Source organism: Enterobacter cloacae complex sp. FDA-CDC-AR_0164 (genome assembly GCF_003071645.1).
Lineage (GTDB): Bacteria > Pseudomonadota > Gammaproteobacteria > Enterobacterales > Enterobacteriaceae > Enterobacter > Enterobacter ludwigii.
This window is the reverse complement of the sequence record NZ_CP028950.1, coordinates 4,713,396-4,738,254: the sequence shown is the minus strand read 5'-3', so window position 1 is coordinate 4,738,254 and position 24,859 is coordinate 4,713,396. Positions and strand designations below refer to the sequence as shown.

Below are 24,859 nucleotides of genomic sequence, written 5' to 3'. Positions count from 1 at the left end.
ATGTGGCTGACAAGACTTACGGCATCACTATCAGCAGATTAGCTGCCGGAGATTTTTTTTCCGCTGGCGTCCACCACCGCTTCGCCATCTTCTTTCGTAAACGCCCCTTTCTGTGCATCAGGCAGGATATCGAGTACGACTTCGGAAGGGCGGCACAGGCGAGTGCCCAGCGGCGTCACCACGATCGGACGGTTAATCAGGATCGGATGCTGCAGCATAGAATCGATAAGCTGGTCGTCGGTAAACCGGTCCCCGGCGAGGCCCAGCTGTTCATAAGGTTCGACATTTTTGCGCAGCAAATCCCGCACGGAAATCCCCATCTCAGTAATCAGTCTGGTCAGTTCATCACGTGACGGTGGGTTCTCAAGGTACAGAATAATTTCGGGTTCAGTGCCGCTGTTGCGGATCATCTCCAGCGTGTTGCGCGAGGTGCCGCAGGCTGGATTGTGGTAAATGGTGATATGGCTCATATCCGTTACTCATTACAGTGTGAAGGAGAGACGTAACGCCAGCGCGGCGAGCGTCACAAACAGAACCGGCAACGTCATGATGATGCCTGTCCGGAAATAATAGCCCCAGGTGATCGTCATGTTTTTCTGCGCCAGGACATGGAGCCAGAGCAGGGTGGCCAGGCTGCCGATAGGCGTGATCTTCGGACCCAGGTCGCAGCCAATGACGTTGGCATAAATCATCGCGTCCTTAATCACACCCGATGCCGTGCTGCCATCGACAGAGAGTGCCCCAATCAGGACGGTCGGCATATTGTTCATTATGGATGACAGGAACGCCGTGATGAACCCGGTACCGAGCGTGGTGGCCCACAGGCCATGTCCGGCGAGGAGATTGAGTACCCCTGACAGATACTCCGTCAGCCCGGCATTGCGCAGGCCATACACCACCAGGTACATCCCCAGCGAGAAGATAACGATCTGCCACGGTGCGCCACGAAGCACTTTTCCCGTATTAATGGCATGCCCGCGCTTTGCAACGGCAAACAAAATCAACGCGCCTGCTGTCGCGATAGCACTGACCGGAATGCCGAGCGGTTCAAGTACAAAGAACCCGACAAGGAGCAGTAACAGAACAATCCAGCCCGTTCTGAAGGTTGGAAGATCGTTGATCGCGCGGGAAGGCTCGCGGAGTTTTGACAGGTCGTATGCCGGTGGAATGTCCTTTCGAAAGAACAGGTGCAGCATCACCAGCGTGGCCGCAATCGCGGCGAGATCCACGGGGATCATCACCGAGGCGTATTCGCTGAACCCCAGCGAGAAGAAGTCTGCCGATACGATATTGACCAGGTTCGAAACGATCAGCGGCAGGCTGGCAGTGTCGGCGATAAATCCAGCCGCCATGACAAACGCCAGCGTGGCCTGCTTGCTGAACCCGAGGGCCAGCAGCATGGCGATAACGATGGGCGTGAGGATAAGCGCCGCGCCGTCGTTGGCAAAAAGCGCCGCAACGGCCGCACCCAGCAGAACGATATACGTAAACAGCAACCGGCCCTTGCCATTACCCCAGCGGGCCACGTGCAGCGCCGCCCACTCGAAAAATCCGGACTCATCAAGCAGCAGGCTGATGATGATGACGGCGATAAACGCGGCCGTCGCGTTCCAGACAATATTCCACACCACCGGAATATCGTTAATGTGGATCACGCCGCTGACCAGCGCCAGTACAGCACCCATCGTGGCGCTCCAGCCGATACTTAACCCTCTGGGCTGCCAGATGACCAGCACCAGTGTAAACAGAAAAATTGCCCCAGCCAGAAACATCGTGAACTCCGTTATATCTGTTTTTATGAATGTGTTTTAACACGCGCCCGGAAGACGGTTTTTCAGCTTTGCGCGGGTCTCTTCCCGCAAGCAATTCCAGCTGTTCTCAATCACGGTGGCAGCCCATGCCGGCATAGTGGGGGACAAACGGTAATAAACCCATTTCCCCTCCCGGCGATCGCTCACCAGCCCGGATTCACGCAGCAGCGCCATATGGCGCGATACCTTGGGCTGTGATTCAGCCGTGGCGGAACAGAGATCGCAGACGCACAGTTCCCCGGCTTCGCGCAGAAGCATGACGATGGACAGGCGGGTCTCGTCGGAGAGGGCTTTGAAAAGTTGGACCGGATGTAGCATCGGCTTTCCTGCGGTTGGTTATATATATGGTTAAGCATATATGTTTGGGTGGAAAGAGGGAAGGCGGAATGTTGAAGAGGGGAATTTCAGGCAACAAAAAACCCATCAACCTTGAACCAAAACGGCGGGGTTGATGGGCTCCACAAATTGGGGACATCAAAGAAAAGCAGTGGCAATAGTTATGACTGCCCCCTGATAAAAAAGTTCTGCGCGTAACGAAAATTTTTTCGTCGTGCGCAGAACTTAAGAGTTATCCGAGTCCAGGCCAGATGATGATGATCAGCGTACCCGCCAGCGTAAGCAGTACGTTAGCGATAGCGTAGGTGCCCGCATAGCCCAGCGCAGGAATATTGCTGCGTGCGGTATCACTGATAATTTCCATTGCCGGGGCGCAGGTACGGGCCCCCATCATTGCCCCGAAGAGCAGGGCGCGGTTCATGCGAAGCACATAAGCACCGAACAGGAAGCAAATCACTACCGGTACCAGGCTGACGATAAGTCCGGAAACCAACATCTGCCAGCCAACAGCACCCAGGCTGTGGCCAATGCCGCTACCGGCGCTTAAGCCGACACCCGCCATAAAGACCATCAGACCAAACTCTTTCACCATATTGAGCGCACCCTGCGGAATGTAGCCGAAGGTCGGGTGGTTCGCTCGCAGGAAGCCCAGCATGATGCCGGCGAACAGCAGCCCGGCAGCGTTACCGATGCCAAAGCTAAAGTTGCTGAACTGGAAGGTGATCATCCCGATCATCAGGCCAACGATAAAGAAGGCGCAGAAGGCCAGCAGGTCGGTGACCTGGCTGTGAATAGAGATAAAGCCGATGCGGTCCGCAACGGTTTTCACGCGTCGCGCATCGCCGCTGACCTGCAGAACGTCGCCTTTGTTCAGCACGACGTTGTCGTCAATTGGCATCTCAATCTGGCTGCGGATCACGCGGTTGAGGAAGCAACCATGATCGGTCAGCTTCAGCTGCGCCAGACGACGGCCGACGGCGTTATGGTTTTTCACCACAATCTCTTCGGTGACGATACGCATATCGAGCAGATCGCGGTCAAACACCTCTTTACCGTTGCGGAAGCTCGGGTCGAGGCGGGCGTGGGCATCCGGGTAACCAACCAGGGCAATGTCATCGCCCATCTGCAGCACGGCGTCGCCGTCCGGGTTTGCCAGAATGCCGTTACGGCGAATACGTTCGATATAGCAGCCTGTCTGGCGGTAAATCCCCAGCTCGCGGAGGTTTTTCCCGTCCGCCCATGCAACCAGCTCGGGCCCAACGCGGTAGGCGCGAATCACGGGCAGATAGACTTTACGCTTGCTGTCGGTGTCCAGACCGCGTTCTCGGGCAATTTGCTGAGCGCTGGTCTGCAAATCCTGGTGCTGCAGTTTTGGCAGGTAGCGGGCGCCCACAATCAGGCTCACCAGACCAATCAGATAGGTCAGGGCATAGCCCAGGCTCAGATGGTCGAGCGCGGTAGAGAGTTGCGCACCGGCCATGCCGGAGTGGCGCAGGGTATCGCCTGCACCCACCAGCACCGGCGTGGAGGTCATCGAGCCGGCGAGCATACCGGCCGTTAGCCCGATATCCCAGCCAAACAGTTTACCCAGCCCTAAGGCGATCAGCAGCGCGCTGCCGACCATGACCAGCGCCAGCATCAGATAATTTTTGCCGTCGCGGAAGAAAATTGAAAAAAAGTTGGGCCCGGCTTCCACACCAACACAAAAAATAAACAGCATAAAACCTAAGTTGAGCGCGTCCGTGTTAATGCTGAAATGCTGCTGGCCTAATAATAGTGAGACGACTAAAACGCCAATGGAATTACCAAGTTGAACCGAACCAAGGCGCAATTTACCCAGGCAAAGGCCCAGCGCCAGTACCACAAATAATAACAGGATGTAATTCCCATTTAACAAGTCTGCGACGTTTATATTCACGGAGGCTAACTTCTTGTTTACCAGTAAGTTGTTGAATGAAAGGACTTTTTGGGCTACTGTTTTCTGGGTCAGGGAAAGGCTTTAACGCTCCCTGTTTCCAGCTTTATTCCCTAAAACATTAGCTGGCGGTTAGTTTAATCGTATTAGCTACTGACAGCCACCTATTATCGCTTCACCCTGTGTGTACTTTGGCAAGGATTGCCGCATTGCTTTATCTGACTGGGCGTCTACCCGACGAAAGTGTATTTGATAGAGATAAGTCAGGAGGATAGTTTGAACATTAAACGAAACTGGGCGGGGGTGATCAGCTGCTTTTTGCTGTTCATTGTCGTTTGCATGTCCCTCGCTTTTAATGTGAAGGGGGCGTTCAGGGCGTCGGGTCATCCCGAGCTGGGGCTGCTCTTTTTCACCCTGCCAGGGGCTGCTGCCAGTTTTCTCTCCCGCCGGGGGGAAGTGGTGAAACCGTTACTGGGCGCAATACTTGCAGCGCCGCTGTGTCTGCTGCTGATGCGGTCACTGTATATTTCAACGCGAAGTTTCTGGCAGGAGCTGGCGTGGTTGCTGAGTGGCGTCTTCTGGTGCGCACTGGGAGCGCTATGCTTTTTGTTTGTTCACAGCATGTTGGCCCGGCGCAGACACCACAAATAAAAACGCCCTCAGGGTGAGGGCGTCTTAGCATTACTGAGCGGCAAACAGGCCCAGATGCTCTTTAGCGTATGCTTCAAAGTCTGTGCAACCGCCGATGTGTTTCTGATCGAGGAAAATCTGCGGTACGGTTTCAACCGGTTTACCCACGGTTTTTTCCAGATCGGCTTTGCTGATCCCTTCCGCGTGGATATCAACATAACGGAAGTTAAAATCATCACGCTCTTCGGTCAGTTTCTCAGCCAGCTCTTTCGCGCGCACACAGTAAGGGCACCCTGGACGACCAAAAATTACTGCAAACATTTCTCTCTCCTCGAAAACAAGCCTGACGGCGAATGAGTCTATAGTGCCCGATAACCTGCCGTCATTAAAGAAGGTTTCGCCTGTCGTTATAATACCTCTCAGCTATGTTTCGCCAATTACATCGCGCGCATCATTGCCTATACTGGCTGCGATATGATTCACGCAAGACAAAGAGAGACAAGATGACGCCAACCATAGACCTGCTACGTTCCCATCGTTCAATTCGCCACTTCACCGACGAGCCGATAACGCCGGCGCAGCGTGAAGCCATTATTGACAGTGCAAGGGCGACATCCAGCTCCAGCTTCCTGCAGTGCAGCTCCATTATTCGCATTACCGACCCGGCAATGCGTGAACAACTGGTGACCCTCACCGGTGGACAGAAGCATGTGGCACAGGCAGCCGAGTTCTGGGTGTTCTGCGCCGATTTTAACCGCCATCTGCAGATCTGCCCGCAAGCCGAGCTTGGCCTTGCCGAACAGCTGCTGCTGGGCGTCGTGGACACCGCGCTGATGGCGCAAAACGCCTTCACGGCGGCGGAATCGCTGGGGCTGGGCGGCGTGTACATCGGCGGGCTGCGTAACAATATCGAAAGCGTTACCGAACTGCTGAAGCTGCCAAAACATGTTCTGCCCCTGTTTGGCCTGTGCCTTGGCTGGCCTGCGGATAACCCGGACCTCAAGCCGCGCCTGCCTGCGGCGATGCTGGTGCATGAAAACCACTACCAGCCTGTCGATCAGGATGTGCTGGCGCAATACGATGAAGAGCTGGCGCACTACTACATGACGCGCGACAGCAATAACCGTCGCGATACCTGGAGTGACCACATTCGTCGCACCATCATTAAAGAGAATCGCCCGTTTATACTCGACTATCTGCACAAACAGGGCTGGGCGACACGATAGCCCATTCATCCTGCGCCTGCCTGCGTGTATGATACGCAGGCTTTTTCCATGTCTTTAGAGAGGTGCAGGGTGAAAATTGCCATTTTGTCCCGGGATGGAACGCTCTATTCATGTAAACGCCTGCGAGAAGCGGCGGCAAAACGGGGGCATCAGGTTGAGATCCTCGATCCGATGTCCTGCTATATGAACATTGATCCTGCTGCCTCATCGATTCATTACAAAGGCCGCAAGCTCCCGCATTTTGATGCGGTTATCCCCCGCATCGGTTCCCAGATAACCTATTACGGCACGGCCGCGTTGCGCCAGTTTGAGATGCTGGGCAGCTATCCGCTCAATGAATCCGTTGCGATATCTCGCGCCCGCGATAAGCTCCGTTCGCTGCAACTGCTTGCCCGGCAGGGAATCGATCTTCCGGTTACCGGCATAGCGCATTCACCGGACGACACCAGCGATTTAATCGATATGGTGGGTGGCGCGCCGCTAGTGATCAAGCTGGTGGAAGGCACTCAGGGCATTGGTGTGGTGCTGGCCGAAACGCGGCAGGCGGCGGAAAGCGTGATTGATGCCTTTCGTGGGCTGAATGCCCATATTCTGGTGCAGGAGTACATTGAAGAAGCCAAAGGGCGCGACATTCGCTGTTTTGTTGTCGGTAACGAGGTGGTTGCGGCCATTGAACGTCAGGCAAAAGAGGGCGACTTCCGCTCTAATCTGCACCGTGGCGGCGTGGCGAGAGTCGCGGATATCAGCGATCGCGAGCGTGAGATTGCCGTGAAAGCGGCGCAAACGCTGGGGCTGGATGTGGCGGGTGTTGATTTACTGCGGGCGACGCGCGGGCCGCTGGTGATGGAGGTGAATGCCTCACCGGGACTGGAAGGGGTGGAAAAAACCACCGGGGTCGATATTGCGGGTAAAATGATCTCATGGGTCGAGCGCCACGCAACGCCGGGCTACTGTCTGAAAACGGGCGGTTAAATGGATTACAGCGCACTTTTTGCGTACTCTATGCGAAGTTTTTAATAAAGAGGCTGCACAGCGATGGATTTACAGTTCGTTCCAACACTGGATACGTTACGTCAATGGCTCGATGATGCCGGTATCACTTTCTTTGAATGTGATTCCTGCCAGGCGCTGCATTTGCCTCATATGCAAAATTTCGATGGTATTTTCGATGCCAAAATCGATCTCATTAACGACGTAATCCTCTTCTCTGCGCTGGCCGAAGTGAAACCGTCTGCGCTGCTGGCATTGGCCTCTGACCTGTCGGCCATCAACGCCAGTTCTTTGACGGTGAAAGCATTTCTCGATATACAGGATGATAATCTGCCAAAACTGGTCGTTTGCCAGTCTTTATTCTCCGGTGCCGGCCTCTCTTTCAAGCAGTTCTCCTGGTTTATGCGTTTGAGTGAAGAGCAAATTTCGATGGTAATGATGGAAGCGAATGCGCACCATTTGCTGTATAGCGCGGAAGATGATGCAGAGAATAATGATGCATCTCCCAATTTTCTTCACTAAGCCTGTCTGACTTTTGCGCAGTCGCTGCCATAGCGGCTGCATAACGCCATTTTTTCTGCTGCTTTTAACCTTTCTTTAAAGAATTTTTCACCTCCCCAAACGCCATTTCGGCTTATCACGTAGACATAACCTGCATAAAAAATTGATAAAAGGCGTTTTTTCGTCTGGGCTATAGCCGGAGACACGGGCTACAGTTATTCTTGCGATGCTTAAAAAAGCGAGCGGATCCTGCCGGGTAAAGAGGTTTCTTTTTATTTCGTGCAGAGCGACAAACTATGCATGATTATTGCATATCTTCAGATTGCACAGTTTTAGTTCGTTTGTTAACGAGCTTTCAGAAGGAATAACGATATGATCGCCTTGAATAAAAAATGGTTATCGGGTCTGGTTGCGGGTGCTCTGATGGCCGTCTCTGCCGGCACGCTCGCTGCGGAACAAAAAACGCTGCACGTTTATAACTGGTCTGACTATATCGCGCCGGATACCGTCGCTAATTTCGAAAAAGAGACCGGCATTAAAGTGGTCTATGACGTTTTCGATTCCAACGAAGTGCTGGAAGGGAAACTGATGGCGGGCAGTACCGGTTTTGACCTGGTGGTACCCTCCGCAAGCTTCCTTGAGCGTCAGCTGACGGCAGGTGTTTTCCAGCCGCTCGATAAGAGCAAATTACCGAACTGGAAAAACCTCGATCCGGAAGTGCTTAAGCTGGTCGCCAAGCATGACCCGGACAACAAATACGCGATGCCGTATCTGTGGGCGACAACCGGTATTGGCTATAACGTCGATAAAGTCAAAGCGGTGCTGGGTAAAGATGTCAAACTCGACAGCTGGGACGTGGTGCTGAAGCCGGAAAACCTTGAGAAGCTGAAAAGCTGCGGCGTCTCTTTCCTGGATGCGCCAGAAGAGATTTTCGCCACCGTGCTGAACTACCTGGGCAAAGATCCTAACAGCAGCAAGGCCGATGATTACACCGGCCCGGCAACCGATCTGCTGCTGAAGCTGCGTCCGAACATTCGTTACTTCCACTCCTCGCAGTACATCAACGACCTGGCAAACGGCGACATCTGCGTGGCGATTGGCTGGGCAGGGGACGTATGGCAGGCAGCTAACCGCGCCAAAGAAGCCAAAAACGGCGTAAATGTTTCCTACTTCATTCCGAAAGAGGGCGCGCTGGCGTTCTTCGATGTCTTCGCCATGCCGGCTGACGCGAAAAACAAAGACGAAGCTTACCAGTTCCTTAACTACCTGATGCGTCCGGAAGTCATCGCGCATATCAGCGATCACGTCTACTACGCTAATGGCAACAAGGCCTCTGTGCCGCTGGTCAGCGAAGAGATCCGCAATAACCCGGCTATCTATCCGCCGGCGGATGTGTTTGCCAAGCTGTTCACCCTGAAAGTTCAGGATCCAAAAATTGACCGCGTGCGTACCCGTGCGTGGACCAAAGTGAAAAGCGGTAAATAACGGCGACCGGTACGGTTGCCCGGTGGCGAAAACGCTCACCGGGCCTGCTAAACCCGTCGGTCGGGCTGGCGTGAGCGCCGCCCGACGATGCGCACCCTGATGGTGCGTTTGCACCAGTTTTGATTTCTGCCGGAGAGCACCCCGTGAATGACGCGATCCCCCGCCCGCAGGCGAAAGTCCGTAAAGCGCTGACCCCGCTTCTTGAAATTCGTAACCTCACCAAATCTTTCGATGGTCAGCATGCCGTGGACGACGTCAGCCTGACTATCTACAAAGGTGAAATTTTTGCCCTTCTGGGCGCATCTGGCTGCGGTAAATCGACCCTGCTGCGTATGCTGGCCGGTTTTGAACAGCCTACCGCCGGGCAAATCATGCTGGATGGTGTCGATCTCTCCCGCGTGCCGCCGTATCAGCGCCCGATAAACATGATGTTCCAGTCTTACGCGCTCTTCCCCCATATGACGGTGGAGCAGAATATCGCCTTTGGTCTTAAGCAGGACAAACTGCCGAAAGCCGAAATCACCGCCCGCGTGGCAGAGATGCTCAGCCTGGTGCACATGCAGGAGTTCGCGAAGCGTAAACCGCATCAGCTCTCTGGTGGCCAGCGTCAGCGCGTGGCGCTGGCCAGAAGCCTGGCGAAACGGCCAAAGCTGCTGCTGCTCGATGAACCGATGGGCGCCCTGGATAAAAAATTGCGTGACCGTATGCAGCTGGAAGTGGTGGATATCCTTGAGCGCGTGGGGGTGACCTGCGTGATGGTTACCCACGACCAGGAAGAGGCGATGACCATGGCCGGGCGTATTGCGATCATGAACCGCGGTAAGTTCGTACAGATTGGCGAGCCGGAAGAGATTTATGAGCATCCGACCACCCGCTACAGCGCGGAGTTCATCGGGTCGGTCAACGTCTTCGAAGGGCTGCTGAAATCGCGCGAGGATGACGGTCTGGTGATCGAGTCGCCGGGGCTGCAGCATCCGCTTAAGGTCGATCCGGATAGCTCGGTGGTGGATAACGTGCCGGTGTATGTCGCGCTCCGCCCGGAGAAGATCATGCTGTGCGAAGATCCGCCTGCCGATGGCTTTAACTTCGCCGTCGGGGAAGTGGTGCACATTGCTTACCTGGGCGACCTCTCCATCTACCATGTGCGTCTGAAAAGCGGGCAGATGCTCAGCGCCCAGTTGCAGAACGAACATCGTTATCGCAAGGGACAGCCGACCTGGGGCGACGAAGTACGCCTGTGCTGGGATGCGGACAGTTGTGTAGTGCTGACGGTATAAGGAGCGGACAATGAGTACGTTAGAACCTCCAGCCCGCGTTGAAAAACCGGGTGGCTTCGCGCACTGGCTGGCGCGCATGCAGATGAATCACGGACGCAAGCTGGTGATTGCCATGCCTTACGTGTGGCTGATCCTGCTGTTCCTGCTGCCGTTCCTGATTGTTTTTAAGATAAGCCTGGCGGAAATGGCGCGGGCGATCCCGCCCTATACCAACCTGCTGGACTGGGCTGACGGACAGCTGACGCTGACCCTTAACCTCGGCAATTTCCTGCAGTTGACGGAAGATCCGCTCTATTTCGAAGCATATCTGCAGTCGTTGCAGGTGGCGGCGATCTCGACGATCTGCTGTCTGCTGCTGGGTTATCCGCTGGCATGGGCCGTGGCGCACAGTAAATCCTCGACGCGCAACATTTTGCTGTTGCTGGTGATCCTGCCGTCATGGACCTCGTTCCTGATCCGCGTCTACGCGTGGATGGGGATCCTGAAAAACAACGGCGTGCTGAATAACTTCCTGATGTGGCTTGGGGTTATCGATCAGCCCCTGACAATCCTTCATACCAATCTCGCGGTCTATATCGGGATTGTTTACGCCTATCTGCCGTTTATGGTGCTGCCAATTTATACGGCGCTGACGCGTATCGATTATTCGCTGGTGGAAGCATCGCTTGACCTTGGTGCCCGTCCGCTTAAAACCTTCTTCAGCGTTATCGTTCCGTTGACCCGGGGCGGCATTATTGCCGGGTCGATGCTGGTCTTTATCCCGGCGGTAGGGGAGTTTGTGATCCCGGAACTGCTCGGTGGCCCGGACAGCATCATGATTGGGCGTGTGCTGTGGCAGGAATTCTTTAATAACCGCGACTGGCCTGTGGCGTCTGCGGTGGCGATCGTGATGTTGCTCCTGCTGATCGTACCGATCATGTGGTTCCACAAACATCAGCAGAAACAGATGGGAGACCACGGATGAACAACTTACCGGTAGTGCGCTCCCCGTGGCGAATTGCCATCCTGGTGATTGGCTTTACTTTCCTGTATGCACCCATGTTGATGTTGGTGATCTACTCGTTCAACAGCTCCAAACTGGTAACGGTATGGGCCGGCTGGTCGACGCGCTGGTACGGCGAATTGTTCCATGATGACGCGATGATGAGCGCGGTGGGGCTGAGCCTGACCATCGCCGCGCTGGCGGCCACGATGGCCTCCGTGCTGGGGACCATCGCCGCGCTGGTGATGGTGCGCTTCGGGCGTTTTCGGGGGTCGAACGGCTTTGCCTTTATGATTACCGCGCCACTGGTTATGCCAGACGTTATCACCGGTCTGGCGCTGTTGCTGCTGTTCGTGGCCCTGGCGCATGCCATTGGCTGGCCGGCAGATCGCGGGATGCTCACCATCTGGCTGGCGCACGTCACCTTCTGTACCGCGTACGTGGCGGTGGTTATCTCTTCGCGTTTGCGCGAGCTGGACCGCTCCATTGAAGAGGCGGCGATGGATCTCGGTGCGACGCCGCTGAAGGTCTTCTTCATCATCACGTTGCCGATGATTATGCCGGCGGTGATCTCCGGCTGGCTGCTGGCGTTTACGCTGTCGCTCGACGATCTGGTTATCGCCAGCTTTGTCTCAGGACCGGGCGCGACGACGCTGCCTATGCTGGTCTTCTCCAGCGTACGCATGGGGGTCAATCCGGAGATTAACGCCCTGGCCTCGATCATCCTCGGGGTGGTCGGAATTGTCGGATTTATCGCCTGGTATTTGATGGCGCGCGCGGAAAAACAACGTGTGCGTGATATCCAGCGTGCAAGACGCGGCTGAAGGATTTAAAATTTCCAGTGATGTGCCGCGCATGACGCGGCACTGTTTTTCAGGGAAGTAAAACATTGGGATTATTAAAAAAATCACGTCTTACGCACGCTCGTCCAAACGTTCCTGCACTGGTGCAGGTGGCGGCGCTCGCTATTATTATGATCCGCTGTCTTGATGTGCTGATGATCCTTAACACCCTGGGTGTGCGCGGTATGGCTGAATTCATTCACCGCAGCGTACAGACGTGGAACCTGACGCTGGTCTTTTTGAGCAGCCTGGTACTGGTGTTTATCGAGATTTACTGCGCATTTTCGCTGGTCAGAGGACGCAACTGGGCACGCTGGGTCTATTTGCTGACGCAAATTACGGCGGCAAGCTATCTGTGGGCCGCCTCGCTGGGGTATGGCTATCCGGAACTGTTCAGCATTGCGGGTGGATCAAAACGCGAGATTTTGCACGCGCTGTTTTTGCAAAAACTCCCGGATATGCTGGTGCTGTTCTTCCTGTTCGTGCCTGCTTCCAGTCGGCGGTTCTTCCAGCTGCAATAATGTGTATAATCGCAGCCCTCGTGATTCTTAAGGTTTTGATATGCAGTGCGCACTCTATGACGCCGGTCGCTGCCGCTCCTGTCAGTGGATAGAACAGCCGGTTTCTCAGCAACTCACCGCCAAAATGGCCGATCTGCAACACCTGCTGGCAGACCATGCCGTGGGCGAATGGTGCGCACCTGTCAGCGGGCCGGAGCAGGGCTTTCGTAATAAAGCCAAAATGGTGGTGAGCGGCAGCGTTGAAAAACCGCTGCTGGGCATGTTGCATCGCGAGGGTACGCCTGAAGATTTAACCGACTGTCCGCTTTATCCCGCCTCGTTCGCCCCGGTCTTTGCTGCGCTCAAACCGTTTATTGCCCGTGCCGGATTAACGCCCTATAACGTTGCCCGCAAGCGCGGCGAGCTGAAATACCTTCTTCTTACCGAAAGCCAGGTAGACGGCAGCATGATGCTGCGCTTTGTTCTGCGCTCAGAAGCCAAGGTGGAGCAGCTTCGCGCGGCGTTGCCATGGCTTCAGCAACAGCTTCCGCAGTTAACCGTTATCACTGCGAATATTCAGCCGGTGCATATGGCTATCATGGAAGGGGAGCGGGAGATCTTCTTCACCGAACAGCATGCGCTGGCAGAAACGTTCAACGATGTACCGCTGTGGATCCGTCCGCAAAGCTTCTTCCAGACCAACCCGACCGTCGCGAGTGCGCTTTATGCCACTGCCCGTGACTGGGTGCGGGCGTTAAATATCCATCATATGTGGGATCTGTTCTGCGGGGTGGGCGGCTTCGGTCTGCACTGCGCCACGCCAGACATGCAGCTTACCGGGATTGAGATCTCCGCCGAAGCGATTGCCTGTGCCAGACAGTCTGCTGCAGAGCTTGGGTTGACCCGGCTGCACTTCCAGGCGCTGGACTCCACGCAGTTCGCGACGGGGCAGGACAATGTGCCTGAACTGGTGCTGGTGAACCCGCCGCGCCGGGGCATCGGGAAAGCGCTGTGCGACTATCTGAGCCAGATGGCACCGGACTACATCGTCTACTCCAGCTGCAACGCGCAGACGATGGCAAAAGATATCGCGACGCTGCCGGGCTACCGCATTGAACGCGTCCAGCTGTTCGATATGTTCCCGCATACCGCGCATTATGAAGTCCTGACGCTACTCGTTAAATCTTAAACAAAATGTGAACTCTGTCCGCCTGCGAAATCAGGTAAGCTTATCTCATCAGAATTGAAGAAGGCTTACCCATGAAGCAGATCCTGCTGGTGGAAGATGACCACGATATCGCGGCGCTTCTGCGCCTCAACTTAGAAGATGAAGGCTACGCCATCACCCACGAGCCCGACGGGGGCAATGCCTTACAGCGCCTCGAAAAGCAGCCGTGGGACGCGGTGATCCTCGATTTAATGCTCCCCAATGTCGACGGTCTGGAGATTTGCCGTCGCATCCGCCAGATGACCCGCTACCTGCCGGTGATCATCATCAGCGCCCGCAGCAGTGAAATCGACCGTATTACCGGGCTGGAAACCGGGGCGGACGATTATCTGGCCAAGCCGTTTTCGGTACAGGAGCTGATCGCGCGTATCAAGGCGCTGTTCCGGCGCCAGCAGGCGATGGGGCAGGCGCAAAGTGCCGGGAATATTCAGGCTCACGGCCTGACGCTCGACCCGCTGGCGCGCAGCGTGCTTTTGCACGGCCAGGTGGTGGATCTCACCCCGCGCGAGTTTGAACTGCTGTACTTCTTTGCCCGTCATCCCGGTGAAGTTTTCTCGCGTCTGGCGCTGCTGGAACAGGTCTGGGGCTATCAGCACGAAGGTTACGAACACACCGTCAACACCCACATTAACCGCCTGCGCATCAAGATTGAGAAGGACGCCGCCGAGCCGGAGATCATTCGCACCGTCTGGGGCAAAGGCTACAAATTTGCGGAGCCAAACGATGCGCCGCTTTAGCCTGAGCCAGCGCCTGACGCTGCTGTTTATTCTGCTGCTGACGCTTTGTGCGACCATCGCCTGCGCGGTGCAACTTTACAGCACCACGCAGTACGGTAATGCAATGGTGCAGCGGCTGTCCGGTGGTCTGGCGCAGCAGATTGTCCAGCGGGAACCGATTCTGGATGCGCAGGGCAGGGTTGACCGCCACGCGCTGAAACCGCTCTTTGACCGGCTGATGACCTTCAATCCAAGCGTCGAACTGTACGTTGTCTCGCCTGATGGCGAACTGCTGGCTGACGCCGCGCCACCGGGGCATATCCAGCGGCAAAAAATCGACCTCGGGCCGGTGCAGACTTTCCTCAGTGATGCCGCACGGCCGGTACTGGGCGATGACCCGCGAAGCCAGAACAAAAAGGTTTTCAGCGCAACGCCGTTGCGTCAGGACGGAGAACTGAAAGGCTATCTGTACATTATTCTGCAGGGCGAAGAGTCAAACGCGCTGGCGGAGATGGCCTGGCATCAGGCGCTCTGGAGCACCGTCCTGTGGTCATTGATGTGGGTCGCGCTGTTTGGTTTGCTGGCGGGGTTACTGGTCTGGTACTGGGTAACGCGTCCGGTCAAACGTCTCACGCAGGAAGTGGCCGGGCTGGAGCAGGACAGCATTAGCGCCATTAAGCAGCTGGCGGCGCAGCCTACAGAAACCACGGTAAAGGATGAAGTGGCCACGCTGCGCAATACGTTTATCGAGCTGGCCCGTAAAATCACCCTGCAGTGGGATCAGCTGGCCGACAGCGATCGCCAGCGCCGGGAGTTTATCGCCAATATTTCGCACGATTTACGCACGCCGCTCACCTCCTTGCTGGGCTATCTCGAAACGCTGTCGCTGAAATCCGCGACGCTGACGCCGCAGGAACACCAGCAGTATCTCGCCACGGCGCTGCGCCAGGGTCAGAAAGTGCGTCATCTTTCGCAGCAGCTGTTTGAACTGGCGCGCCTTGAGCACGGCGGCATCAAACCGCAGCGCGAGCGTTTTGCCATGGGTGAGCTGATTTCAGACGTGGCGCAGAAATTTGAACTCACGGCCCGTACGCGGGAGGTGAACCTGCGCATTGATGTACCGGGCCCGTTGCCGCTGGTGAATGCCGATGTCTCGATGATTGAGCGGGTGGTGACTAACCTGCTGGATAACGCGATGCGGCATACGCCGACCGGCGGAGAGGTTCGTCTGGCGGTCTGGCAGGAGAACGCGCAGCTACAGGTTGAGGTGGCTGATAATGGAACCGGCGTTGATGCTTCTCTTCGCAACGATCTGTTTGAGCGTCCTTCGGCGTTAAATCCGCAGGCATCACGGGAAAACCGTGGCGGGTTGGGGCTGTTGATTGTGAAACGCATGCTGGAACTGCACGGCGGGGGGATCAAGCTGATGGAGTCCACGAACGGGGCTCGTTTTCGCTTCTTTGTTCCACTGTGAAATTGCCGGGTTTGCCCGGCCTACAGACCACCCCCGTAGGCCAGGCTACCCGACAAAAAGCTGTTACTGCGGGAACCACTGATCGCTGATTTTCTTGTACGTGCCGTCAGCTTTAATTGCTTTCAGCGCGCCATTCAGTTTTTCCAGCAGGGCTTTGTTATCCGGACGCACCGCAATGCCCAGGCCCGTACCGAAGTACTGTGGATCGGTCACTTTTTCGGTCGCGGTGCCCAGCTGTGGGTTGGTTTTCAGCCACTCGTTCACCACCGCAGTGTCACCGAAGACCCCATCAATACGGCCATTTTTCAGGTCGATAATGGCATTCTGGTAGCTGTCATAGGCCACGGTTTTCACTTCAGGATGTTTGTCCTGCAGGTATTTCTGGTGCGTGGTGCCGTTTTCCATCCCAATGCGTTTGCCTTTCAGCTGGTCAAAGGATGTGTAAGCCCCTTTCTTCGCAATGACCACCGCCGAGTTGGCGTAATACGGGTCGGTGAAGGTAACCTGCTTGCTACGCTCTGGGGTGATGTCCATCCCGGAGATCACCGCGTCGTATTTTTTGAATTTCAGCGACGGGATCAGGCTGTCAAACGCATGGTTAGTGAACGTGCAGTCGGCCTGCATCTGTTTGCACAGGGCTTTGGCGAGGTCGATATCAAAACCGACAATCTGGTTGCTGGCATCCAGCGACTCAAACGGCGGATAGGTGGCCGAAACGCCGAAGTTGATTTTATCTGCAGCTGATGCGCCAGCGGCGAAAGTGGCCAGTAAAGCGGCCAGAACTAACTTTTTCATTGTAATGCTCCCGTCTGTCAGTCTGTCTTATGCGCCGTGTCTGCGGCATGGAAATACAATGCCATTTAATGAATTTATATTCAATAAAAATGATTAAATATTATTTAACCCATAAAAAAAGACGGGCAGTCGTTAGACTTGCCCGTCTTCGTCAATAAAATTTATGCAAATCTGTGATTAATTACGGCGCTCAAACGCCAGCGCTTTACGTTCGATAAGGCGCATCATCAACGTCAGCAAACCGTTCACCACCAGATAGACCACGCCCGCGGCACCAAACACCATGACGTCATAGGTGCGTCCGTAGAGCAGCTGCCCGTGGCCCATAACTTCCATCAGCGTGATGGTGTAGGCCAGAGACGTACTCTTGAAAACCAGCACCACTTCGTTGGAGTAGGAGGAGAGCGCACGTTTAAACGCGTACGGCAGCAAAATAGCCAGCGTGTCTTTCTTGCTCATGCCCAGTGCACCACAGGACTGCCATTGCCCTTCCGGGATGGCACGAATAGCCCCGTAGAACAGCTGCGTGGTATAGGCCGCACTGTTCAGCGAAAGGGCAATCAGGGCGCATAGCCATGGCTCAGAAAGCAGATGCCAGATAACCGGATACTCCTGCAGCGACGGGAACTGACCCGGGCCGTAGTAAATCAGGAAGATCTGCACCAGCAGCGGTGTACCGGTGAACAAGGTAATGTAGGCTCGCACAATCCATACCAGCACCGGCGTTTTTAGCGTCAGGACGATGGTAAAGATCAACGCCAGGATCAGCGCCACGATGATCGATGCGACGGTCAGCGTCAGGCTGGTGTGCAGCCCTTTCATCAGCTCCGGAAAATATTCAAGCATCAGCCTGGTCTCCGTTCAAAGCGCGTCGCACGCAGATCAATGCGCTTGAGGATGTACTGACTCACCAGCGTGATCACCAGGTAGATAGCCGCCGCCACGATGTACCAGGTAAACGGCTCCTGGGTACGGGTCGCGATACTTTTGGTTTGCAGCATTAAATCGTTCACGCTGATCAGGCTTACCAGCGCGGTATCTTTCAGCAGTACCAGCCACTGGTTACCCAGCCCGGGCAGCGCATGACGCCACATCTGTGGCATCACCAGACGAAAGAAGATCGCCGATTTCGACAAGCCTAACGCCTGGCCAGACTCCCACTGTCCCTGCGGAACCGCTTTCAGCGCACCGCGCAGGGTTTGCGAAGCATACGCGGAATAGAGCAGAGAGAGGGCAATCACGCCGCACAGGAACGGGCTGACGTCAAAGTTCTCAATCTGCATCTGCACCGGGATCTGCACCACACCCAGATTGAGGGTGAAGCCGTCCGACAGCGTTAACAGCAGCTGCGAGGAGCCAAAATAGATAAACAGGACCACCAGAATTTCAGGCAGCCCGCGCAGCACGGTGACCAGTGCTGAGCCGGCCCATGCGACAGGGAACCATTTTGCTGATTCCCATACTGCAAAGATCATCGCCAGCACAAGGCCGATAATCAGTGCGCAAACGGCAAGGCCGACGGTCATCCCGGCGGCGCTTGCTAAAGGAAAAATTTCATTCATCAGGAATTACTTCTGGAACCATTTTTTGTAGATGGTTTCGTAGGTGCCGTCTTTCTTCACTTTTTCCAGCGCAGCGTTGAATTTCTGCTGCAGCTCCGTGTTGCCCTGACGAACGGCAATACCCAGACCCGTGCCGAAGTAATCCTTGTCGGTCACTTTATCGCCCACTGGTGCCAGTTTATCGTTGGCTTTCAGCCACTCGGTCACCACGGCGGTGTCGCCGAACACGCCATCAATACGGCCGTTCTGCAGATCCAGCTTCGCATTCTGGTAGCTGTCATACGGAACGGTGGTGATTTCCGGGTGTTTATCCATGATGAATTTCTGGTGCGTGGTGCCGTTCTGCACGCCCACTTTCTTGCCTTTCAGCTGATCAACCGACGTGAATTTGCCTTTCTGACCAATAAACAGGGCAGAGTTGTCGTAGTAAGGGGTAGTGAACAGAACCTGTTTTTCGCGCTCAGGGGTGATATCCATTCCGGCCATAACGGCGTCGATACGGCGGAACTTCAGGCTTGGGATCAGGCTGTCGAACGCCTGGTTGCTGAAGGTACAGGTTGCGTCGATCTCTTTACACAGGGCGTTTGCCAGATCCACGTCAAAGCCGACAATTTTATTGTTCGCATCAATGGATTCAAACGGAGGATAAGACGCTTCAGTCGCGAAACGAATCGTCTGGGCTGCGGTAGCGGAAAGGGTGACGCTGGCGAGCAGCGCGGCAAGTAATACTTTTTTCATTATCATTTCCCCTGACACAATCAATGAGATAAATAGTTTTTGAACGCATCGGTTTGCGGGTTTGAGAAGCAGCTCGCATCACCTTGCTCAACGATATACCCGTTTTCCATGTAGACCACGCGGCTGGCCGTTTTGCGCGCCACTTCCACTTCATGGGTTACGATGACCTGAGTAATATGGGTTTCCGCCAGCTCGCGAATGATGCTCACGATCTGGGCAGTAATTTCGGGATCCAGCGCCGCGGTCGGTTCATCAAACAGCAGTACCGCAGGCTCCATCATCAGCGCACGGGCAATCGCCACACGTTGCTGCTGACCACCGGAGAGGTGCAGCGGATAGCGGTCGCTGTAAGGCTTAAGGCGCAGACGCTCCAGCAGCTTATCCGCACGCGCGATCGCCTGATCTTTACTTAAGCCCAGCACGCGGCACGGGGCTTCGATCAGGTTTTGCAGTACGGTCAGATGCGGCCAGAGATTGTATTGCTGGAAGACCATGCCAACGTTTTGACGCAGTTCACGAATCGCTTTATCAGACGGTGTTTTCGCGAAATCAAAATGGTTACCGGCGATAGCCAGCGTACCCGAACGGGGCATTTCAAGCAGATTAAGGACACGCAGAAGGGAGCTTTTACCTGCACCGCTTGGGCCAAGCAAAACCAGCGTTTCGCCTTCCGGGCAGTCCAGCGTGATGTCAAACAGCGCCTGGTGTGCGCCGTAGAAGCAGTTAATGCCGTTTAGTTTAATACTCATCGGGGCAGTCTTTACTCATCCAGGCAATCTATAGCAATTGAGGCCGCAGATAGTACCGTTGACAGAATAGTTATGCAATATTTCTGCGTTAAAAGTTAAATATAACCCGCAATACCCTCTAAACATAGCACAAAATAGCGAACGGCAATGTCGGCGAGTATAAATGTCGGCATTCCGCATGAAATGCCGCACATTTTACGGGGTTAACACTTTTTAAACGGGTGGCTTAGCGGTTTTCAATCGACTGGCGGAGCGTGCCTGCCGGGGCGTGAACGCTGCCACCGACGTACCTTACGTCGTCCACCGCCCAGCACTGACCTTCACGGATCATCAGCACTTCATCCTGCCAGGTTTGGGTTCCCTGGGTCAGTTTGACGCGCAGGGGAATGTTTCGCGCATCGGTGTTTGGGATCGTTGAAGCACTGGTGACCTCGGCGCTGTCAGGCAGCGTGGCGCGGCTGGAGAACGGATCGGATTTAAGCAGCGCGTTATGCTGCGGATCGCGGGTGGCGTCGCTCAGCAGTTTCGCCAGGCCGTCACTCAGATACGGTCGCAGGGCGGTAATATCATTGCTGCGGTGCTGTATGCGGTAATCATAGAACTGTTGCGCCACGGTATCCGGGCCGCCCTCAATGCATGGGCCGCTGCGGGTACCAATATCCTTAAAGGCTGGCGTGACCGTGGTGGTGCAGGCGCTGAGCACCAGCGCGCAGGGCACGAAAAGTGTTAAAGCTGAATAGCGCATGTTGATTTCCTTATTTATTAACTATCCTTTCAATCATAGCGTAACGAACCGATAATGCTGTACCTAAGGCATTGAACGCTAAAGAAGGAGAGAAAGTATGCAGTTTTCAACAACGCCTACCCTGGAAGGGCAACCTATTACCGAGTACTGCGGCGTGGTCACCGGCGAAGCCATACTGGGCGCGAACATTTTCCGGGACTTCTTTGCCGGCATTCGCGATATCGTAGGGGGACGTTCTGGCGCGTATGAGAAAGAGCTGCGCAAAGCCCGCGAAATTGCGTTTAAAGAGCTTGGCGAGCAGGCCAAGGCGCTGGGTGCAGATGCCGTGGTAGGTATCGATATTGACTACGAAACGGTCGGTAAAGATGCCAGCATGCTGATGGTGAGCGTAAGCGGTACGGCGGTGAAAACCCGTCGATGAAGCGCTCGCTTGCCACACTCCTGCTGGCGCTGTTGCTGGCAGGGTGCGCCACGGAAAAAGGCATTATTGATAAAGGTGCCTATGAGCTGGATACCCGCCATCAGGCCCAGGCGGCTTACCCGCGTATAAAGGTGCTGGTGATCCACTACACCGCCGATGACTTTGACAGCTCGCTGGCGACGTTAACCGACAAGAATGTCAGCTCTCACTACCTGATCCCCGCCAAACCGCCTTCCCCTGAGGGCAAACCGCGTATCTGGCAGCTGGTGCCGGAGAGCGAACTGGCATGGCATGCCGGCATCAGCTTCTGGCGCGGTACCAACCGTATTAATGACACCTCCGTGGGGATTGAGCTGGAAAACCGGGGCTGGCAAAAAACGGCGGGAGTAAAACACTTCACCCCGTTCGAGCCGGCGCAAATTGCTGCTCTGATCCCGCTCGCCAAAGACATTATCGCCCGCTACGACATTAAGCCGCAGAACGTCGTCGCGCACTCTGATATTGCCCCCCAGCGTAAAGACGATCCCGGCCCGCTGTTCCCCTGGCGCGAACTGGCGCAGCAGGGAATTGGTGCCTGGCCCGATCCGGACCGCGTCAACTTTTATCTCGATGGACAGCCACGCTATCAGGAAGTGGACAGCGCACTGCTGCTCGATCTGTTAGCGCGGTATGGCTATGAAGTGCCGGAGGCTGCCACAGCCCAGCAGCAGAAAAGAGTGATTACCGCGTTTCAAATGCACTTCCGTCCACAGCTGTGGAATGGTGTGGCTGACCGTGAAACGCTGGCTATTGCTGAAGCGCTTCTGGAAAAGTACGGACAGGGGTAATCCTGCGGGATACCCCCTCGTGAGTATTTTTCGCGTAATTTGAGTAAGATTAATCTTAAGTACAAACTCAATTCATTTTTAGTTAATTGACTTAAAATTATCCGGATTTAAGATGGACACATAGCTTGCTAAGTAAAGCAGCAAATTAACGTAAACAATTTCTACTTTTATTTTCTCCTTGAGTGTTTCATCAGGAAAATATTCCTGGGTTGAGGCCTTACGTCTTAATCCTGAGTTTTATATTTCACATCTTAAATTGGGTATAATAATGTTAAGCATCTACGGTAAAAAATTACGTCCGCAAAACGAAGTCAACGCAATTATTTCTGCAACGTCAGGATTTGAAGAGAAGACGTTAAAAAAGTGGCAGAAAATATCTACCAGTGATTCACAGTATATTCATATTATCGTCAGTGGCGACGTTGAGTTCCGCCGCGAATCTGATGAACTGTGCATGTTCACCGTGCAGGGGCCGTGTATATTTGGGCTTTGTTCTATGTTTTACAGCGCCACGCACATGTATGGCCTCATTCGGTCGAATACCGTCGTGCGCTCGATAAAAAAAGAGGCCTTCGCCCAGCTAATGACTGAAAACAATCTGTGGCCGGAACTGACGAAAGTGCTCTCCTGGTATATTTGTATGCTGAGCAAGCGTGACGATGTGCTGGTTGCCCGCAGTGCCTATTCGGTAGTGCGCGAATTTTTATATGAGATTAATGAACTGATTGTTCAACATCAGCGTGATATCAACATATATGACTATATTCAGGAATACACCAACCTGGCACGCAGTACCATTATTAAAATTCTCTCCGACCTGAAAAAAGGTCAGTATATTGTGGTGGAAAAGGGGCGACTCCTTAACCTGACATCCTTGCCTGAAAAATATTAATTACTCCAGCCGGTCTCCTTTATGACGTAAAGGGGACCGGGAAATATCCTGCGTTTCGTCAACCGGCGGCGCGGGAATTTTGCCTTGCGAATAATCCTGCTCTTGTTCTTTTAACGCCTGCTTAAACAATTCTGTTAATGAGGAACTGTCGCTGCCAGCCTGTGCAGAAGCGTCGGTGTGTGCCCCGGTACCGGGTAACGTATCCCGCGCGGTATCGTGCTGAGCCGCTCCTTCAGGCGCCTGCTGCCAGTCGGTATCATCGCCGTTAATCGGCAGATCCTGCAGGGCAGGCATATCCTCATGCACCGGCGCAGGTTTAGGGTGCGGATGCGGGAAGGGTTTGCTCACATACACATAATGCATATCTGAAAGCTGTGTTTCCGGTCTGGCGCTGCTCGCGTTGATGGGGGCGGGGGCAGGGTGGCGCAGATCCCAATACACATGCGCGTACAACCCGGCCATCAGCATGGCGCACAGACCCAGGAGTCCTAAAACGGTGTGGGCAAAAACGTGTCTCAGTCCGGGAAGGCGATATGAAAACCAGACCGCTTCCCCGGTGGTGTAGCTGCGCTGAGCCGCAAGGCTGATAGTAGACATCAGGAATGCTTCTCCTGCATTTTAGCATCGGGTATTGCATGCGAAGCCTGGATCAATACGCTCGGCGTGGTGTTGGTTTCCCGCATTAACTGCATTAATGTCTCTTCGCCGGGAATACCGTCCACATGCAGGTGCATTTTTTGCTGGAACGCGCGGGTGCGTTTCATCATCTCCGCAGTCCAGCGCTGAGCGTGGGTTTCAGGTTGAGAAAGGGCCTGACTCAGCTGCTGATCAAGCCAGGTCATCTCTTTGCCGTCACTGGTTGCGCTGATGGCGTCTTTACCTTCCGGCGTCAGGCGGTGCAGTTGCGTATAGTTTCCGGTTGCATGCCGGTTAAACCAGCTGCGGCTGACCTGCCAGGTCCGGTTATTCATCAGTAAGTCCATCGAGGTTTCTCCGACGCGGGCGACCACCGCATAGTTAAGATGATTGCCGGTTTTGAGCTCGCTCACCCACGGATAACCTTCGCCTGCCAGCGCATCCGGAGAGGCATTTCCCTGCTTACACATCAGGTTTACCTTCACCGCGTTTTGACACAGCGCATCGTCCGCCGAGGCGTCATACCCCCACATCAGATAAAGCTGATGCATCGCGTCCGGCTGATTGACTATTTCCTTGTCGATAACCGGCACGACGGGGGCCTGAACGGGGGCGGCCGGGTGTTTCCAGCTTATCGGGACCGGCAGAGAAAACGGGAGGCGAGCAGTCATTGAGGCGGTGAAATACCAGCCGCAAGCCGCGAACAGCACAGAGGCAAACAGTGAAACCGTTGCCAGACGCTTACCCTGTTTTTTCGCGGGCAGCACCTCTGCGGCCGCCAGGCGTAAATGTCGCGGACTGACCTGGCTTGCGCGTTCGGTCCAGGCCGCGAGCATCGACAGGTGCGCCAGCGCATTCAGTTCACTGATTTTCCCTTTTGTCATTGCGTGCATCTTACGCACGCGCGCCGGGGATAACGGCGAGCTTTCGCCTCCGTGCTCTTCGCACTGCGCCTGCACGTAGCTGAGATATTCACGGCAGGTCAGGGGGCGCAAGGTGTGGTGGGTATGCACATATTCACGCAGATCAGATTGCTGTAGCAGCGCCGCCTGATTTTCCGCGCCCGTCAGCACCACCGATAAATGAAACCCCAGCTCCTGCGCACGGGTGAGCAACATCCCCAGCACCGTCCGGCAGGTCTCTTTCATGGCTTCAGTATGGGAAATGACCAGCACGGTGGCCTGTGTTTTCCCGGCTTGCCACTGCTGCAGCACGGTATCGACCGCCTGAATACGGCTGGCGATTGCTTTCGTGTCCGGGCTGAGCTTGTACAGCAGGCTACTGGCGCTCAGTTTTGGAAACGCGTTGATGGCAAAAACGCGGTTGTCGCTGTTTTTCAGCGCATCGCTGAACTGGCCCAACAGCGAGGTATCGTCGCTAAAGAGCCCGCATATTCCCGCCTGTTGGGTTTTCTCTTTCAGCAGGTTAAAGACGTCCTGATGATAAGGCACCAGAAAATCCCCGGATAAGCGGGTGACCTTCCTGAAGGGCGGGGTTTTAAAAGTAAAGTGGCTCTGATACATAACGACTTACCGTCTCTGATTAGGAATAGCAACAGGTCGTGAAATTACGGTAAGGAGA

The 24,859-nt window shown here is 54.9% G+C and carries 28 protein-coding genes; 15 read left to right on the top strand and 13 right to left on the bottom strand.

Going from position 1 to position 24,859, the window contains the following annotated elements:
- Positions 1 to 38: 38 nt before the first annotated feature.
- From arsC to AM410_RS23320, 4 genes are all read right to left on the bottom strand, one after another.
- The gene (arsC, locus tag AM410_RS23335; protein WP_073395813.1) at positions 39 to 470 is read right to left on the bottom strand and encodes a glutaredoxin-dependent arsenate reductase; all 432 of its coding nucleotides are present in this window, start codon (positions 468 to 470) and stop codon (positions 39 to 41) included.
- Positions 471 to 482: 12 nt separating this feature from the next.
- Entirely contained in the window at positions 483 to 1,772 is a 1,290-nt protein-coding gene (locus AM410_RS23330) for an arsenic transporter (protein ID WP_073395815.1), read from the bottom strand.
- A gap of 36 nt (positions 1,773 to 1,808) precedes the next feature.
- Positions 1,809 to 2,129 carry a metalloregulator ArsR/SmtB family transcription factor gene (locus AM410_RS23325; protein WP_040017017.1) on the bottom strand — a complete coding sequence of 107 codons (321 nt, stop codon included), beginning with the start codon at positions 2,127 to 2,129 and terminating at the stop codon, positions 1,809 to 1,811.
- A 250-nt stretch (positions 2,130 to 2,379) separates the two neighbouring features.
- Positions 2,380 to 4,065: an aspartate:alanine antiporter gene (locus tag AM410_RS23320; protein WP_014169303.1), complete on the bottom strand. Its 1,686-nt coding sequence runs from the start codon at positions 4,063 to 4,065 to the stop codon at positions 2,380 to 2,382.
- Positions 4,066 to 4,338: 273 nt separating this feature from the next.
- Between AM410_RS23320 and AM410_RS23315 the strand changes: the two genes are divergently transcribed.
- Positions 4,339 to 4,713: an inner membrane protein YbjM gene (locus tag AM410_RS23315; RefSeq protein WP_032677760.1), complete on the top strand. Its 375-nt coding sequence runs from the start codon at positions 4,339 to 4,341 to the stop codon at positions 4,711 to 4,713.
- A gap of 30 nt (positions 4,714 to 4,743) precedes the next feature.
- Here AM410_RS23315 and AM410_RS23310 read toward each other — a convergent pair whose 3' ends face one another.
- Positions 4,744 to 5,013 (bottom strand): GrxA family glutaredoxin, encoded by a 270-nt coding sequence (locus AM410_RS23310; protein WP_014169305.1) that lies wholly within the window; start codon positions 5,011 to 5,013, stop codon positions 4,744 to 4,746.
- 182 nt (positions 5,014 to 5,195) lie between these two features.
- Between AM410_RS23310 and nfsA the strand changes: the two genes are divergently transcribed.
- The 11 genes from nfsA to AM410_RS23250 all read left to right on the top strand — a co-directional run bounded on the left by nfsA (position 5,196) and on the right by AM410_RS23250 (position 15,913).
- Entirely contained in the window at positions 5,196 to 5,918 is a 723-nt protein-coding gene (nfsA, locus tag AM410_RS23305) for a nitroreductase NfsA (protein ID WP_025204598.1), read from the top strand.
- Between the two features lie 69 nt (positions 5,919 to 5,987).
- Positions 5,988 to 6,890, top strand: coding sequence for a 30S ribosomal protein S6--L-glutamate ligase (gene rimK, locus AM410_RS23300; protein WP_020884872.1), 903 nt, complete (start codon positions 5,988 to 5,990; stop codon positions 6,888 to 6,890).
- 63 nt (positions 6,891 to 6,953) lie between these two features.
- Positions 6,954 to 7,430, top strand: a complete 477-nt coding sequence (locus AM410_RS23295) for a YbjN domain-containing protein (RefSeq protein ID WP_073395816.1) — start codon at positions 6,954 to 6,956, stop codon at positions 7,428 to 7,430.
- A gap of 351 nt (positions 7,431 to 7,781) precedes the next feature.
- Positions 7,782 to 8,894: a spermidine/putrescine ABC transporter substrate-binding protein PotF gene (gene potF, locus AM410_RS23285; RefSeq protein WP_014169310.1), complete on the top strand. Its 1,113-nt coding sequence runs from the start codon at positions 7,782 to 7,784 to the stop codon at positions 8,892 to 8,894.
- A 143-nt stretch (positions 8,895 to 9,037) separates the two neighbouring features.
- Complete coding sequence (gene potG, locus AM410_RS23280; protein ID WP_020884870.1) at positions 9,038 to 10,171, top strand: putrescine ABC transporter ATP-binding subunit PotG; 1,134 nt, start codon at positions 9,038 to 9,040, stop codon at positions 10,169 to 10,171.
- Positions 10,172 to 10,181: 10 nt separating this feature from the next.
- Positions 10,182 to 11,135: a putrescine ABC transporter permease PotH gene (potH, locus tag AM410_RS23275; RefSeq protein ID WP_014169313.1), complete on the top strand. Its 954-nt coding sequence runs from the start codon at positions 10,182 to 10,184 to the stop codon at positions 11,133 to 11,135.
- Positions 11,132 to 11,977 (top strand): putrescine ABC transporter permease PotI, encoded by an 846-nt coding sequence (gene potI / locus AM410_RS23270; protein ID WP_020884869.1) that lies wholly within the window; start codon positions 11,132 to 11,134, stop codon positions 11,975 to 11,977. Before potH ends, potI begins: the two co-directional genes overlap by 4 nt.
- 65 nt (positions 11,978 to 12,042) lie before the next feature.
- On the top strand, positions 12,043 to 12,516 hold the full coding sequence (locus tag AM410_RS23265) for a YbjO family protein (protein WP_014169315.1): 474 nt from the start codon (positions 12,043 to 12,045) through the stop codon (positions 12,514 to 12,516).
- Between the two features lie 40 nt (positions 12,517 to 12,556).
- On the top strand, positions 12,557 to 13,684 hold the full coding sequence (gene rlmC, locus AM410_RS23260; protein WP_044858516.1) for a 23S rRNA (uracil(747)-C(5))-methyltransferase RlmC: 1,128 nt from the start codon (positions 12,557 to 12,559) through the stop codon (positions 13,682 to 13,684).
- A gap of 71 nt (positions 13,685 to 13,755) precedes the next feature.
- Entirely contained in the window at positions 13,756 to 14,460 is a 705-nt protein-coding gene (locus AM410_RS23255; protein ID WP_073395820.1) for a response regulator transcription factor, read from the top strand.
- Positions 14,447 to 15,913, top strand: a complete 1,467-nt coding sequence (locus tag AM410_RS23250) for a sensor histidine kinase (protein ID WP_073395821.1) — start codon at positions 14,447 to 14,449, stop codon at positions 15,911 to 15,913. The genes AM410_RS23255 and AM410_RS23250 overlap by 14 nt, the downstream gene beginning before the upstream one ends.
- A 63-nt stretch (positions 15,914 to 15,976) precedes the next feature.
- Here AM410_RS23250 and artJ read toward each other — a convergent pair whose 3' ends face one another.
- The 6 genes from artJ to AM410_RS23220 form a co-directional block, all read right to left on the bottom strand.
- Positions 15,977 to 16,708 carry an arginine ABC transporter substrate-binding protein ArtJ gene (artJ, locus tag AM410_RS23245; RefSeq protein ID WP_020884865.1) on the bottom strand — a complete coding sequence of 244 codons (732 nt, stop codon included), beginning with the start codon at positions 16,706 to 16,708 and terminating at the stop codon, positions 15,977 to 15,979.
- Between the two features lie 177 nt (positions 16,709 to 16,885).
- Positions 16,886 to 17,554 carry an arginine ABC transporter permease ArtM gene (artM, locus tag AM410_RS23240; RefSeq protein WP_014169321.1) on the bottom strand — a complete coding sequence of 223 codons (669 nt, stop codon included), beginning with the start codon at positions 17,552 to 17,554 and terminating at the stop codon, positions 16,886 to 16,888.
- Positions 17,554 to 18,270 (bottom strand): arginine ABC transporter permease ArtQ, encoded by a 717-nt coding sequence (gene artQ, locus AM410_RS23235; RefSeq protein ID WP_014169322.1) that lies wholly within the window; start codon positions 18,268 to 18,270, stop codon positions 17,554 to 17,556. The genes artM and artQ overlap by 1 nt, the downstream gene beginning before the upstream one ends.
- A 6-nt stretch (positions 18,271 to 18,276) precedes the next feature.
- On the bottom strand, positions 18,277 to 19,008 hold the full coding sequence (artI, locus tag AM410_RS23230; protein WP_020884864.1) for an arginine ABC transporter substrate-binding protein ArtI: 732 nt from the start codon (positions 19,006 to 19,008) through the stop codon (positions 18,277 to 18,279).
- Between the two features lie 20 nt (positions 19,009 to 19,028).
- The gene (gene artP / locus AM410_RS23225; RefSeq protein ID WP_014169324.1) at positions 19,029 to 19,757 is read right to left on the bottom strand and encodes an arginine ABC transporter ATP-binding protein ArtP; all 729 of its coding nucleotides are present in this window, start codon (positions 19,755 to 19,757) and stop codon (positions 19,029 to 19,031) included.
- Between the two features lie 226 nt (positions 19,758 to 19,983).
- Positions 19,984 to 20,502 carry a lipoprotein gene (locus tag AM410_RS23220; RefSeq protein WP_014169325.1) on the bottom strand — a complete coding sequence of 173 codons (519 nt, stop codon included), beginning with the start codon at positions 20,500 to 20,502 and terminating at the stop codon, positions 19,984 to 19,986.
- A gap of 97 nt (positions 20,503 to 20,599) precedes the next feature.
- On the opposite strand from AM410_RS23220, the gene AM410_RS23215 reads away from it, so the two are divergent.
- The 3 genes from AM410_RS23215 (at position 20,600) to AM410_RS23205 (ending at position 22,642) form a co-directional block, all read left to right on the top strand.
- Complete coding sequence (locus tag AM410_RS23215) at positions 20,600 to 20,923, top strand: heavy metal-binding domain-containing protein (RefSeq protein ID WP_006174327.1); 324 nt, start codon at positions 20,600 to 20,602, stop codon at positions 20,921 to 20,923.
- Positions 20,920 to 21,750 (top strand): N-acetylmuramoyl-L-alanine amidase, encoded by an 831-nt coding sequence (locus AM410_RS23210; RefSeq protein WP_073395823.1) that lies wholly within the window; start codon positions 20,920 to 20,922, stop codon positions 21,748 to 21,750. Before AM410_RS23215 ends, AM410_RS23210 begins: the two co-directional genes overlap by 4 nt.
- A gap of 268 nt (positions 21,751 to 22,018) precedes the next feature.
- Positions 22,019 to 22,642: a helix-turn-helix domain-containing protein gene (locus AM410_RS23205; protein WP_032677768.1), complete on the top strand. Its 624-nt coding sequence runs from the start codon at positions 22,019 to 22,021 to the stop codon at positions 22,640 to 22,642.
- On the opposite strand, the gene AM410_RS23200 is transcribed toward AM410_RS23205, so the two are convergent.
- Positions 22,643 to 23,239, bottom strand: coding sequence for a hypothetical protein (locus AM410_RS23200; protein ID WP_073395824.1), 597 nt, complete (start codon positions 23,237 to 23,239; stop codon positions 22,643 to 22,645).
- Positions 23,239 to 24,801 (bottom strand): ExeA family protein, encoded by a 1,563-nt coding sequence (locus AM410_RS23195; protein WP_108648531.1) that lies wholly within the window; start codon positions 24,799 to 24,801, stop codon positions 23,239 to 23,241. Before AM410_RS23195 ends, AM410_RS23200 begins: the two co-directional genes overlap by 1 nt.
- Between the last annotated feature and the right edge of the window lie 58 nt (positions 24,802 to 24,859).

What these genes read in the sequence shown, in the direction of transcription:
- arsC (WP_073395813.1), bottom strand. Translation starts at nt 470, where the DNA reads ATGAGCCATATCACCATTTACCACAATCCAGCCTGCGGCACCTCGCGC.
- AM410_RS23330 (WP_073395815.1), bottom strand. Translation starts at nt 1,772, where the DNA reads ATGTTTCTGGCTGGGGCAATTTTTCTGTTTACACTGGTGCTGGTCATC.
- AM410_RS23325 (WP_040017017.1), bottom strand. Translation starts at nt 2,129, where the DNA reads ATGCTACATCCGGTCCAACTTTTCAAAGCCCTCTCCGACGAGACCCGC.
- AM410_RS23310 (WP_014169305.1), bottom strand. Translation starts at nt 5,013, where the DNA reads ATGTTTGCAGTAATTTTTGGTCGTCCAGGGTGCCCTTACTGTGTGCGC.
- nfsA (WP_025204598.1), top strand. Translation starts at nt 5,196, where the DNA reads ATGACGCCAACCATAGACCTGCTACGTTCCCATCGTTCAATTCGCCAC.
- AM410_RS23295 (WP_073395816.1), top strand. Translation starts at nt 6,954, where the DNA reads ATGGATTTACAGTTCGTTCCAACACTGGATACGTTACGTCAATGGCTC.
- potF (WP_014169310.1), top strand. Translation starts at nt 7,782, where the DNA reads ATGATCGCCTTGAATAAAAAATGGTTATCGGGTCTGGTTGCGGGTGCT.
- potH (WP_014169313.1), top strand. Translation starts at nt 10,182, where the DNA reads ATGAGTACGTTAGAACCTCCAGCCCGCGTTGAAAAACCGGGTGGCTTC.
- potI (WP_020884869.1), top strand. Translation starts at nt 11,132, where the DNA reads ATGAACAACTTACCGGTAGTGCGCTCCCCGTGGCGAATTGCCATCCTG.
- rlmC (WP_044858516.1), top strand. Translation starts at nt 12,557, where the DNA reads ATGCAGTGCGCACTCTATGACGCCGGTCGCTGCCGCTCCTGTCAGTGG.
- AM410_RS23255 (WP_073395820.1), top strand. Translation starts at nt 13,756, where the DNA reads ATGAAGCAGATCCTGCTGGTGGAAGATGACCACGATATCGCGGCGCTT.
- AM410_RS23250 (WP_073395821.1), top strand. Translation starts at nt 14,447, where the DNA reads ATGCGCCGCTTTAGCCTGAGCCAGCGCCTGACGCTGCTGTTTATTCTG.
- artJ (WP_020884865.1), bottom strand. Translation starts at nt 16,708, where the DNA reads ATGAAAAAGTTAGTTCTGGCCGCTTTACTGGCCACTTTCGCCGCTGGC.
- artM (WP_014169321.1), bottom strand. Translation starts at nt 17,554, where the DNA reads ATGCTTGAATATTTTCCGGAGCTGATGAAAGGGCTGCACACCAGCCTG.
- artQ (WP_014169322.1), bottom strand. Translation starts at nt 18,270, where the DNA reads ATGAATGAAATTTTTCCTTTAGCAAGCGCCGCCGGGATGACCGTCGGC.
- artI (WP_020884864.1), bottom strand. Translation starts at nt 19,008, where the DNA reads ATGAAAAAAGTATTACTTGCCGCGCTGCTCGCCAGCGTCACCCTTTCC.
- artP (WP_014169324.1), bottom strand. Translation starts at nt 19,757, where the DNA reads ATGAGTATTAAACTAAACGGCATTAACTGCTTCTACGGCGCACACCAG.
- AM410_RS23220 (WP_014169325.1), bottom strand. Translation starts at nt 20,502, where the DNA reads ATGCGCTATTCAGCTTTAACACTTTTCGTGCCCTGCGCGCTGGTGCTC.
- AM410_RS23215 (WP_006174327.1), top strand. Translation starts at nt 20,600, where the DNA reads ATGCAGTTTTCAACAACGCCTACCCTGGAAGGGCAACCTATTACCGAG.
- AM410_RS23210 (WP_073395823.1), top strand. Translation starts at nt 20,920, where the DNA reads ATGAAGCGCTCGCTTGCCACACTCCTGCTGGCGCTGTTGCTGGCAGGG.
- AM410_RS23205 (WP_032677768.1), top strand. Translation starts at nt 22,019, where the DNA reads ATGTTAAGCATCTACGGTAAAAAATTACGTCCGCAAAACGAAGTCAAC.
- AM410_RS23200 (WP_073395824.1), bottom strand. Translation starts at nt 23,239, where the DNA reads ATGTCTACTATCAGCCTTGCGGCTCAGCGCAGCTACACCACCGGGGAA.
- AM410_RS23195 (WP_108648531.1), bottom strand. Translation starts at nt 24,801, where the DNA reads ATGTATCAGAGCCACTTTACTTTTAAAACCCCGCCCTTCAGGAAGGTC.